The sequence below is a fragment of the Embleya sp. NPDC059213 genome (assembly GCF_042754445.1).
Lineage (GTDB): Bacteria > Actinomycetota > Actinomycetes > Streptomycetales > Streptomycetaceae > Embleya.
The window spans coordinates 1-10,834 of record NZ_JBHZAV010000257.1 but is presented as its reverse complement, the minus strand read 5'-3'; the positions used below and the strand labels follow the sequence as shown (position 1 = coordinate 10,834).

Annotated in this window: 9 protein-coding genes; all 9 read left to right on the top strand. The window is 69.4% G+C overall.

The window, feature by feature from the left end; translation table 11 throughout:
- The first annotated feature begins 407 nt into the window (after positions 1 to 407).
- Positions 408 to 1,829, top strand: a complete 1,422-nt coding sequence (locus tag ACFXMF_RS44000; RefSeq protein WP_379991428.1) for an aminobutyraldehyde dehydrogenase — start codon at positions 408 to 410, stop codon at positions 1,827 to 1,829.
- Positions 1,820 to 2,068 carry a hypothetical protein gene (locus ACFXMF_RS43995; protein ID WP_379991427.1) on the top strand — a complete coding sequence of 83 codons (249 nt, stop codon included), beginning with the start codon at positions 1,820 to 1,822 and terminating at the stop codon, positions 2,066 to 2,068. Before ACFXMF_RS44000 ends, ACFXMF_RS43995 begins: the two co-directional genes overlap by 10 nt.
- Entirely contained in the window at positions 2,026 to 2,346 is a 321-nt protein-coding gene (locus ACFXMF_RS43990; protein WP_360322646.1) for a hypothetical protein, read from the top strand. Before ACFXMF_RS43995 ends, ACFXMF_RS43990 begins: the two co-directional genes overlap by 43 nt.
- A 220-nt stretch (positions 2,347 to 2,566) precedes the next feature.
- The gene (locus tag ACFXMF_RS43985; RefSeq protein ID WP_379991426.1) at positions 2,567 to 4,705 is read left to right on the top strand and encodes a prolyl oligopeptidase family serine peptidase; all 2,139 of its coding nucleotides are present in this window, start codon (positions 2,567 to 2,569) and stop codon (positions 4,703 to 4,705) included.
- Positions 4,706 to 5,471: 766 nt separating this feature from the next.
- Entirely contained in the window at positions 5,472 to 7,010 is a 1,539-nt protein-coding gene (locus tag ACFXMF_RS43980) for an ABC transporter substrate-binding protein (RefSeq protein WP_360322642.1), read from the top strand.
- 37 nt (positions 7,011 to 7,047) lie between these two features.
- Positions 7,048 to 7,986 (top strand): ABC transporter permease, encoded by a 939-nt coding sequence (locus ACFXMF_RS43975; protein ID WP_360322640.1) that lies wholly within the window; start codon positions 7,048 to 7,050, stop codon positions 7,984 to 7,986.
- Positions 7,983 to 8,861 (top strand): ABC transporter permease, encoded by an 879-nt coding sequence (locus ACFXMF_RS43970; protein ID WP_360322638.1) that lies wholly within the window; start codon positions 7,983 to 7,985, stop codon positions 8,859 to 8,861. The genes ACFXMF_RS43975 and ACFXMF_RS43970 overlap by 4 nt, the downstream gene beginning before the upstream one ends.
- Complete coding sequence (locus ACFXMF_RS43965; RefSeq protein WP_360322636.1) at positions 8,858 to 9,847, top strand: ABC transporter ATP-binding protein; 990 nt, start codon at positions 8,858 to 8,860, stop codon at positions 9,845 to 9,847. Before ACFXMF_RS43970 ends, ACFXMF_RS43965 begins: the two co-directional genes overlap by 4 nt.
- Positions 9,844 to 10,635, top strand: a complete 792-nt coding sequence (locus ACFXMF_RS43960) for an ATP-binding cassette domain-containing protein (RefSeq protein ID WP_360322634.1) — start codon at positions 9,844 to 9,846, stop codon at positions 10,633 to 10,635. Before ACFXMF_RS43965 ends, ACFXMF_RS43960 begins: the two co-directional genes overlap by 4 nt.
- Positions 10,636 to 10,834 lie beyond the last annotated feature (199 nt).

Genomic DNA, 10,834 nt, shown 5'->3' with positions numbered 1-10,834 from the left:
CCCGAGGGTATCGAGTCGGTCGTCGCGGCCGGCCGTCGGTCGAGTTCCCGGCCGCCGGGCGCGGGCGGATCGGGTGGGCGCCCGACGTGACGAACGAGTCCGCCGGGCAGCGGACTCCGAGCCGAATCCGCCCTCGGCGCAGCGAATCGCCGCATGGACCCGGGGCTCGAAGGCGAGGGAAGCGCCGGAGCCGAGCGGCCGGGTGGCGTCGGACCGCGTCTCTCGACGGATGGTGGCCCCTGTCGCCGTGCGGACTTCCGTCGAATCCCTCGCGAAGGGCTGGCGCTCCGCATATCCAAGGTTCATAATATTTCTATGATCCTCGTGAGATTGATACACAACTCGGCGGCTGCGGTGTTCCGACGGCAAGGGGCACCCGTCGCCCGGCGGACGACCGGAGTCCCCGCATGACCGGGCACGTCGACAACTTCATCAACGGGGTCCGCAGCACCGCCCCCGGCCGACTGTCCCTGATCGACCCCCGCACCGGTGGGATCCACGGCTCCAGCGTGCTTTCGCGCGACGCCGAGGTGGACGCCGCCTTCGACGCGGCGCGCACGGCCTTCGCGTCGTGGCGGCGCACGGCACCGGGAGAGCGTCAGGTCGCGCTGCTGGCGATCGCGGCCGAGATGGAGGCCCGGGCGGACGAATTCGTAGCCGCCGAATGCGGGGACACCGGCAAACCGACGGAACTCTTCCGGTCCGAGGAACTGTTGCCGATCATCGACCAGCTCAGGTTCTTCGCCGGCGCGGCGCGCATGTTGGAGGGACGCGCGGCGGCGGAGTACGTGACCGGCCACACGTCCCTGATCCGCCGCGAGCCCGTCGGCGTGATCGCTTCGATCGCGCCGTGGAACTACCCGCTGATGACCGCGGTCTGGAAGCTGGCGCCGGCCGTCGCGGCCGGCAACACGGTGGTCTTCAAACCGGACGCGGCCACTCCTTCCAGTGCGCTGCTGCTCGCCGAGATCTGCGGACGGCATCTGCCGCCCGGCTGCGTGAACCTGGTCTGCGGGGACCGGGAGACCGGCAAACTGGTGGCCGGTCACCCGCACGCGGACATGGTCGCCATCACCGGATCGACCAGGGCCGGCACCGAAGTGGTTCGCGCCGCCGCCGACGACGTGCGCCGGACCCACCTCGAACTGGGCGGCAACAGCCCGGTCCTGGTGTTCGCCGACGCGGATGTGGCCGGTTGCGCGGAGCTGATCGCCGGCGCCGCCTTCTACAACGCCGGCCAGGACTGCACCGCGCCGTCGCGCGTCCTGGCGCATGCCGACATCCACGACGATCTGGTACGGGAACTGGTCGAGCACGCCCGATCGTTCGCCCTGATCGACCCGGCCGATGCCCGGGACGGCCGGAGCCCGCTGATCAGCCGATCCCAGTTGCAACGAGTGTCGGGACTCGTCGAGCGTCGCGGCGCCACCACCCGGATCCTGACCGGCGGAAGGGCGGAGGATGGTCCCGGCTTCTTCTTTCCGCCGACGGTTGTCACCGGAGTCGGCCAGAGCGACGAACTCGTCCAGGAGGAGATCTTCGGCCCCGTGCTGACCGTACAGACCTTCACCGACGAGGAGGAGGCGATCGAGCTGGCCAACGACGTCCGCCACGGGCTGGCGTCCAGCGTGTGGACGCGTGACGTCGGTCGCGCCATGCGCGTCACCGCCGCGCTCGACTTCGGCATCACCTGGGTCAACACCCACGTCACGACGGCGGCCGAGATGCCGCACGGGGGCTTCAAACAGACCGGTGAGGGCAAGGACCTGTCCCTCTACGGTCTGGAGGCGTACACCCGGATCAAGCATGTGATGCTCTCGTGGACGTGAGCCCCGACATCCTGGAGTTGTTTCCCGAGGGGACGACGGTCGAGGAGGGCCGCGGTCTGATCGTCGGCGGCGTCGCCCTGTCCGACGTGGCCGACGAGTACTCGACGCCCGCCTACGTCGTCGACGAGGCCGGCCTGCGCACACGGATACGACGTTTCCGGCAGGCGCTGAGCGCGAACGCGGCATGGGGGACAACATGGAGGTCGCCCTCTACGGGCAGCGGTTCGAGGCCACCGTGATCGACCGGGTCGGCGGCGGCGAACGGGTCGACCTCGTCGGGCGGCACTGCGAGTCCGGCGACCGGCTCGGCTCCGGTGTGCCGCTGCGGTCGCCACGGACCGGCGACGTCATCGCCGTCCCGGTGACCGGAGCGTATTGCTACACGATGGCGAACAACTACAACGGAGCGCTCAAGGCACCGGTCGTCTTCTGCGCCGACGGGAAGGCACGCGAGGTCGTTCGTCGCGAGACGCTCGCGGATCTCTTCGCCCGCGACATGTCCTGCCCGGCGCCTTGAGGGTCCGCAGAGGGTGGACGGGATGCGAGGCCATCCAGGGTCGTCCGCCCCGGGGGATGCGGACGACCCATTCCCACCCGCTCGGTGCGCGGTCGATGGCAGGAATCGACCGGTTGCACGGCCGGCTCGAACCGGTCGTCGGGAACCCGTGCCGCGGTCGATCCCCGGCACGGCAGACACGGTGTTCGAAGCATGAAGGCGCCTCGACCGGCCCTACCTCATGACTTACGTATCTGGTAAATTACTTACGGATCTGAGCGAAGGAGTTCCCATGCTCACGCCTGACACCGACTACGGCCCTACGGTCACCGAACGTGTCGATGCGATGGAACTGCTCCACAGCGCCGACCTGAGCCCGGACGGCGCACTCGTCGCCTGGTCCGTCTCCCGCATCGAGGGAGACGTGGTGCGGCACAGCCTGTGCCTGAGCCGTGTGGCCGAGCCTCGTGCGGCTGCCGTCGCCGTGGCGTTCGGCGACGGGGCGCACACCCCCAGCTTCTCGCCGGACGGCAGTCGGCTGGCGTTCCTTTCCGGCGACGGCCCGGTCACGCACATGGTCCTCGTCCGGCTCGCGGACGCACCCGACTTCGACTTCGAGGTGCTCGTCGACCCGGCGGAACCGAACCGTTGCGTCTCGGAGAAGCCGGTGTGGAGTCCCGACGGCCGCCGCATCGCCTACGCCGCGACGCTGCGGACACGTGTGCCGGAAGCGCCGTATCGGATCACCCGGGCGATCGGTTGGGTGGACGGGCTGGACCTCGTCGACGACGCCACCGCCGACATCTTCGTCTACGACGTCGGCACCCGGACGCACACGCGGCTCACCGACGACGCCTGGGTCAACAGCCGGCCGACGTGGCTGGCGTCGCCCGGGCGGCCGGGCGCCGGCACGACGGAAGCGGAATCGGGGCAGGCCGGAACCGCACGCATCGCCTTCCTCGCCGGATGCGGACCGGAGGAATGGCAACAGGGCACCGCCGCCGTTCGCTCCGTCGCGGCCGACGGGTCCGGCACGGTCACCGAGCACATGCGGGAACTCGACCTCTTCTCCCTCGCGGCATCGGGCGACGGTTGGATCGCGGTGACCTCCTCCGGCGCCGCATCGCACTCGCTGGGTCGATTGTTCCTCGTGGACCCGGCCGACGACTCCGCGGCGGCATCCCAGTCGTGGCGCCTGACCGATCGCGGCGCCGGCCTGAGTGTGGATCTCAACGGCGATGTACTGGGCGACGTGGCCATCCCGTTCGTGGACCCCGACCCGAGACTGCTTCTTCACGCGGGCGACGCTCTCCTGCGGGTGCACGTCGAGGACCGCCTGGAGGTGCACCGCGTCGCACTCGAAGGCGAACCTCGTACGACTCCGGTGCTGGCCGGTCCGGGCTGCTTCTATCCGCTGGCGGTGGCCGGGCAGCGCCTGCTGTACGCCACCGGCACCCTCACCAGCCCGCCCGACCTCTGGGTCCGCGACATGGACACGGGCGAGGACTCGCGGATCAGCGACACCGCGACCCGCAATCGGGCCTGCACCGTCCCGTGCACGGTCACCGAGTTCCGAGTCCGTGCGAAGGACGGCCCGCCGGTGCAAGGCAAGCTCCTGCGACCCGCCGACGCCGTCGGAGCACTGCCGACCGTGCTGCTCATTCACGGCGGCCCCAAATCGGCCTACGGGGAGGTCTACGTCACCGACGCCCACATCCTGTGTGGTGCGGGCTTCGGGGTGCTCATGGTCAATCCCCGCGGCTCGCGCGGCTACGGCGTGGAATTCGCCGACGCCATCATCGGAGCCTGGGGCCACGACGACCTGGACGACCTGATGGCGGCGGTGGACTTCGCGGTGGACGAGGGCTGGGCCGACCCCGCCCGCCTCGGGGTCGCCGGGCTGTCGTACGGCGGGTACATGTCCAGCTGGATCGTCGGCCACACCGACCGGTTCAAGGCCGCCGTCATCGAGAACCCGGTGACCGATTTCTCCAGCCTGTACGGAACGAGCGACATCGGGCTCGGTTTTCTGCCCGATGTACTGGGCGCACTGCCCGAGACGGACCCCGACCGCTACCGGAGACTCTCACCGATCACCACGGCCCACACCTGCACCACTCCGACGTTGTTGATCCAGGGCGAACGCGACCATCGCTGCCCGCCCGAGCAGAGCAAGCAGTTCTACTCGGTGCTGCGGCGCGCCGGGTGCGTCGCCGAGATGCTGATGTTGCCGGACGCCTCCCACGAAGGATCGATCTCGGGCCCGGTGCCGGTACGACGAGCACAGAACGAGGCGCTGGTCGACTGGATGGTGCGTCACGTAAAGGAGAGCAACCCCGCTCGGCGCGACGCTGCGGGCGCACCCGGCGACGAAGCCTGACGGCGCCGGCTCCGATGCGCCTCGCCCCCGTGTCGGGCGCCGCGGTGGCGATCCGAGGGCCGCAACGGACGCACCTCGTGCCTTGTGCCTTGTGAAGAAGGTGTCGCGTTCGCGGGAGACGCGGCCCTCGGCGCCGTTCCCGGTCGCCCCTCGCCGACCCGTTCCCGAACGAGGGCGACGGTCGTCCCGGCGACTCGGGCCGAGGGCGCGCCCCGTCCCCCGACCGGCCTCCGGCCATCGCAACGATGCCGGGATCGGCGATGGGAGCCGGGCGACGAGGTCGGGATTCGGCGCCCGGGTTGTAAGACGAGGCCGCAAGGGGTTGTGCGGCGCGTCGCACCGACGACGATCGTCGCCCGCCCGACGGTGCAGCCCGGTCCGGATCTTCGGTAGCCGCCGCTCGGCCCGCAACGAACCAAGCGGCAGCGCAATCGTGTTCATCGGAGTTGTCCCGGCCTTCCGGAATTTCGGTTCCTGACATACCGCCTTCTCGGCCGCGCCGCCGGCCGTCCCGCCCCCGGTCCGCCCACGAAGGGTGGGTCCGTGGGCCGGCCACAGAGCCGGCTGCCGGTGCGGTTCGACCCGGTCGCGAGGTCGTCGAGGCCGACGACCGTCTCGCCGGCGGGCCCGAGTGCGCCGGGCGCGCAGCAGGGTACGGAAGCACTAGATATGACCGCTTTGCGTACCTCTAGACGGCCGCTACGCACCCGCCGTAGACTCCGGAAACCCCAGTTGCTAGAAAATTTATGAAACTGCGAGGGAATTTATGTCGCTATTCAAGGCCACGGCGTGCGTCGCGATGCTGACGGCCACGATGCTGCTGAGCGGGTGCGTCTCCGACAACTCGACCTCGCCCGGATCCGCCTCGGCGCCCCCCAAGCGGGGCGGGTCGATCACGATGTCGCTCAGCACCGCGATCGACACGTGGAACCCGCAGGAGGCCCTGTCGTCACAGAGCTTCAACGTCTACTCACAGGTGTACGCGTCGCTCCTGCGCTCCACTCCGGACGGCAAGACCCTCCTGCCGGCGCTGGCCTCGTCCTACCAGGCGGATCCGGCGGCCAAGACCCTGACCTTCACCCTGGACCCCGCCGCGAAGTTCAGCGACGGCAGACAGGTCACGTCCGCCGACGTGAAATTCTCGGAAGGACTGTGGAGCACGGGTCAGCTGTACGGCAGCTACTTCTCCTCCATCACGTCCGTGGAGACGCCCACCCCGCAGACCGTGGTCTTCAGGCTGTCCCAACCCGACACGACGCTGCCCGCGATCCTGTCGACCGCCAACGCCGCGATCTTCCCCGACAACTACGGCGGCCGGACCGCGGCCGACTTCTGGAAGAAGCCCACGGGGGCCGGTCCGTTCGGCATCGACAATCAGGCCGTGGGACGGTCCATCAGCCTCACCCGCAATCCCCACTACTACCGGGCCGGTCTGCCCTACCTCGACGGGGTCGAATACAAGGTCGTCACGGACGCTTACCAGCGACTGCTGCAGTTCCACAGCGGCTCCCTGGACGTAGTCAACGACGTGGAACTCGCCACGGCCCTCCAGTACCAGCAGGACAAGATCGTCAGCGCGCCGTCGTCCGGTGTCAGCGTCCTCACCATGAACACGAAGTCGGGGCCCCTGGGCAACGTCGATCTCCGGAAGGCGATCGCACTGGCCATCGACTACCGCAAACTCGTCGCCGGCGGTTACGCGGACCAGGCGACCGTGGCGACGTCGCTGCTGCCGCAAAACGTCCCCGGGGTCACCCCGTGCCCCACGTGCGCCTGGTCCACCACCGATGTGGCGGCCGCCAAGAACCTGGTCGGCACGTCCGGCTACACGGGCCAGAACCTCAAGCTGCTCGCGCCCAGCAGCACCGCGGAGGAACTCGCGGCCCAGGCACTGGTCCCGATGCTGGCCCAGGTGGGCATCAACGCCACCGTCGTCCCGCTCCCGACCTCTTCCCTGATCGACAGGCTCGGCAAGGGTGACTTCCAGCTCGCGATGATCACCTACAGCGCGCTCGCGCCCAGCCCGATCGACCCCCTCGGCTTTCTCGCATCGACCGGCGTCGTGTTCTCCCAGTCCGACCCCGGACCGGCGAACGCGGCACTGTCGGGAGTCCACGCGGCGAGCAACCCCGCCGAGGTCACCACCGCCGTGCACGCCTTCGAAAAGTCCGCCAACGCAAGCGACGCCGTGATCCCGCTGGCCGTCCCGAACGCGCTCCAGGCGGTCGCCGGCCGGGTACGGGGATTCCTTCCGGCGCCCTACCTGGCCTACTGCGCCGACGAATTGAGCGTCGAGAACCGATGACCGCGTCCCGCATCGTCAACGGAAAGGAGGGAGTTTCGTGACAGCGCTGAGATTTCTGCTCGCCCGGCTCCTCCAGTTGATGCTCGTGCTGCTCGCGGTCACGCTGGTGGTGTTCGTGCTGACCCAGGTCGCGCCGGGCGACGCGGCCCGGCTCCGCCTCGGTCCGCGGGCCTCGGACGAGGCGGTGAGCGAGCTGCGCCATCAACTGGGGCTCGATCGCAGCCTGCCGCACCAGTACCTGGCCTATCTGAATCGAGTGCTGCACGGCGACCTGGGAACATCGATCGACGGCCGGAGCGTCACCGACGTCATCGGCCAAGGCATCGGCGACACGTTGTGGCTGCTGCTCGGCACATTGGTGCTCGCGGTGTCGGCGGCACTCGTGCTGGCGTGGACCGCCGCCTGGTTCCGGGACCGATTCATCGACCACGCGATACGGCTGGGCATTCTGCTCGCGCTGTTCCTGCCGGCGTTCTGGGTGGGATTCCTGCTCATCAGGCTGGTGGCCATGCCCACCGGGTGGTTCCCGGTCTCGGGACTGGGGTCGGACCCGACGGAACTGGTCGAATCGCTGGTGCTGCCCTCCGTGACCGGAGCGGTGATCCTCACCCCCGTCCTCGTGCGAAGTCTCAGGTCGAGCCTGATCGACGTGCTCGACTCCGAGTACATCGCGGTCGCCCGCTCACTCGGGGTGGGGGGAAGCGCCCTGATCGTCCGGCACGTGCTGCGCAACGCACTCGGCCCGGTCCTGACGCTGCTCGCGCTGAACGTCGGCTACCTCTTCTTCGGCGTCGTCATCCTCGAGGCCACCTTCGACATTCCGGGCCTGGGCAGCGCGCTGGTCGACGCGTCCGCCAAACGCGACGTCTACGTGGTCCAGGGCATCACGCTGGTCTTCGCCACGGGAGTCGTGGTCGCCAACGTCCTCGGCGAGACGATCGTCTCGCTGCTCGATCCGAGAACGGTGAGCGCATGAGCGACCTGTCCCTGATCAAGGACGACAAGGAACACACGATACGGTCACGCCCGCGCGGCAACGGCAAGCTGGCCGCCGGGGCGGTCATCTTCGGACTGTTCGTCCTGGCCGCGGTCTTCGCGCCCCTGATCACCACGGGAGACCCGGCCGAACAGGATCTGTTGAACCGGCTCGCCTCTCCCTCGCCCGCGCATCTGCTCGGCACCGACCAACTCGGCCGTGACGAATGGACCCGGCTGGTCTACGCGATCCGGGTCGACCTGCGCGTGGCACTACTCGCCTCATTCATCCCGGCGGTCCTGGGCAGCCTCATCGGGATCGTCGCGGGCCTCGGCGCCAAGTGGCTGGACACCGCGATCATGCGTATCTCCGACGTCGTCGTCTCGCTCCCGCTGTTCATCTTCTTCATCGCACTGGTCGGGCTGCTCGGCCCCGGCGAGGGATTCCTCTTCCTCGGGCCCGGCGAGTTGCCGCTCATCATCGGTTTCACCCTCATCTCCTGGGTCGTGTACGCGCGCCTGATGCGCGCCGAGGTACGGCGGGTCCGCTCCATGGACTACGTCCGCGCCGCGCGGTCGGGAGGCCTGCCTCGATGGCGGGTGATCGCCTGGCACATCCTGCCGAACGTGATCGGGCAGAGCATCGTCTACTTCTTCGTCGACATCGGACTGGCCGTCGTGGCGATCTCGACGCTGTCCTTCCTGGGCGTCGGCATACCCGTCGGAACCCCCGAATGGGGCGCAATGATCCAGTCCGCCCGCACCGTCATGCAAACCAACTGGTGGTTGATCGCCGCGCCCGGAGCCGCGATCGCGCTGGCCGGAATGGGCCTGGCCCTGATCGGGGACGGCCTGGACGATCGGATCAAATCATGACCGGCACCGAACCCGTGATCGAGATCGCGAACCTGGCGATCGCCGCCGCCGGGCGCGACGGCGCCACCCTGGTGGACGACGTGTCCCTGCACGTCGACGCCGGTGAATGCCTCGGGATCGTGGGCGAGTCCGGATCGGGCAAGAGCCTCACGCTGCGCTCCGTGCTGGGCCTGCTGCCGCCCGCACTGGTGCGAACCCGGGGAACCATGCGGTTCCGCGGCCGGGAGGACGAGGAGCCGCGGTCCGTCGACCCGCGCGACCTGCGCGGCCACGGAGTCTCGATGGTCTTCCAGGAACCGATGAGCTCGTTGAACCCGACGATGCGCATCGGTGACCTGGTCGCCGCCGGTCCCCGCGCCCGGGGCGTGTCGCGCCGCGCCGCGGCCGACCAGGCGTTGCGCCTGCTGCGCGAAGTCGGCGTGCCGAACCCGGAGCAACGGGTCCGGGCATGGCCGCACCAACTCTCGGGGGGCCTGCGGCAACGGGTGATGATCGCGATGGCGCTGTCGGTGGAGCCTCGGCTGCTCCTGTGCGACGAACCGACGACCGCGTTGGACACCACCGTCCAGGACCAGATCCTGACGCTCGTCGAACGCCTGCGGGCCGAGCGGGGCCTGGCCCTGATCTTCGTCAGCCACGACCTGTCGGTCATCGCACGCATCGCGGACCGCACCGCCGTGATGTACGCCGGCCGCATCATCGAACAGGGACCGACGCGTGCCCTGATCGACGATCCCCGCCACCCCTACACCCACGGACTCATCGAGTCGATGCCGCAGCTGCACGGCCCGCCGGTACGGCTGAAGGCCATCAGCGGATCCCCGCCGACCGCCGGTCGACTGCCCTCGGGCTGTCGCTTCGCCCCGCGTTGCCCGTTCGTCGTGGATGCCTGCCGGGAAGCCGACCCGCCCCTGTTGAACATCGGCCCGGACCGAGCCGGCGCGTGTCTGCGGCAGGCCGAGTTGAATCTTGGAGAACAGGCATGAGTGCGCTCATCGAACTGGACGACATCGAGGTCCACTTCAAGGTCCGGGCCCGGCGATCCGCGGCACCGCAGACGCTGCGGGCCGTCGACGGCGTCAGCCTCGCCGTCGAGCGTTCCCGGTGCCTGGGCGTGGTCGGCGAATCCGGCTGCGGCAAGTCGACGCTGGCCGGCGTACTCGTCGGGCTGACGGAACCGACGGCCGGACGGGTCCGCTACGACGGCAGGGACATCGGCGCCCGGCGTTCCAAGGACTTGCGCCGCAACATCCAGATGGTCTTCCAGGACCCGGTCGCGTCGCTCAACCCCCGTCGACGGGTCCGCTCCGTACTGGCCGAACTCATCGACTATCACGATCTCGTCCCGGATGCCGGGATGGCCTCCGCCCTCGACTCGCTCATGGAGATGGTCAACCTGCCCCCGCGCGTCCTGGAGGCACGGCCGCGCGAACTGTCGGGGGGACAACGCCAACGAGTCGCCATCGCACGCGCCCTCGCGGTCCAACCCGAAGTGTTGGTCGCCGACGAGGCGGTATCGGCCCTGGACGTCTCCGCCCAGGCCACCGTGGTCAACCTCCTGGCCGACCTGCGCGCCGAACTCGGGCTGACGATCGTCTTCATCTCGCACGACCTGGGCATCGTGCGAACGCTCTGTGACCGGGTCGCGGTGATGTACGCGGGCCGCGTGGTGGAAGAAGGCGCGGCCGAGACCATCTTCACCGCAGCCGAGCACCCCTACACCCGGGCTTTGCTACGGGCCGCGCCGGACCTGTACCGACCGGGCACGGCGTGAGGTTCACCGGCGCCGGAAGGCGACCCCACCGGGCCCTCGACATGAACACCGATGGTGCCTTCCGGTCCGGATGCCCCGAGGCCGAGAGCGCCTTCTCGTCGGCCCCGCCGCCGCACCTCGGGAGTGGATCGCACCGGATCGCCTGAATCCACGCGGCCCATTGACCGCCCGCGGCCGAAGTCGGCGGTCGGCCCGCACA

Coding starts and splice junctions, on each gene's coding strand:
- ACFXMF_RS43980 (WP_360322642.1), top strand. CDS start 5,472: ATGTCGCTATTCAAGGCCACGGCGTGCGTCGCGATGCTGACGGCCACG.
- ACFXMF_RS44000 (WP_379991428.1), top strand. CDS start 408: ATGACCGGGCACGTCGACAACTTCATCAACGGGGTCCGCAGCACCGCC.
- ACFXMF_RS43965 (WP_360322636.1), top strand. CDS start 8,858: ATGACCGGCACCGAACCCGTGATCGAGATCGCGAACCTGGCGATCGCC.
- ACFXMF_RS43985 (WP_379991426.1), top strand. CDS start 2,567: ATGACTTACGTATCTGGTAAATTACTTACGGATCTGAGCGAAGGAGTT.
- ACFXMF_RS43990 (WP_360322646.1), top strand. CDS start 2,026: ATGGAGGTCGCCCTCTACGGGCAGCGGTTCGAGGCCACCGTGATCGAC.
- ACFXMF_RS43960 (WP_360322634.1), top strand. CDS start 9,844: ATGAGTGCGCTCATCGAACTGGACGACATCGAGGTCCACTTCAAGGTC.
- ACFXMF_RS43970 (WP_360322638.1), top strand. CDS start 7,983: ATGAGCGACCTGTCCCTGATCAAGGACGACAAGGAACACACGATACGG.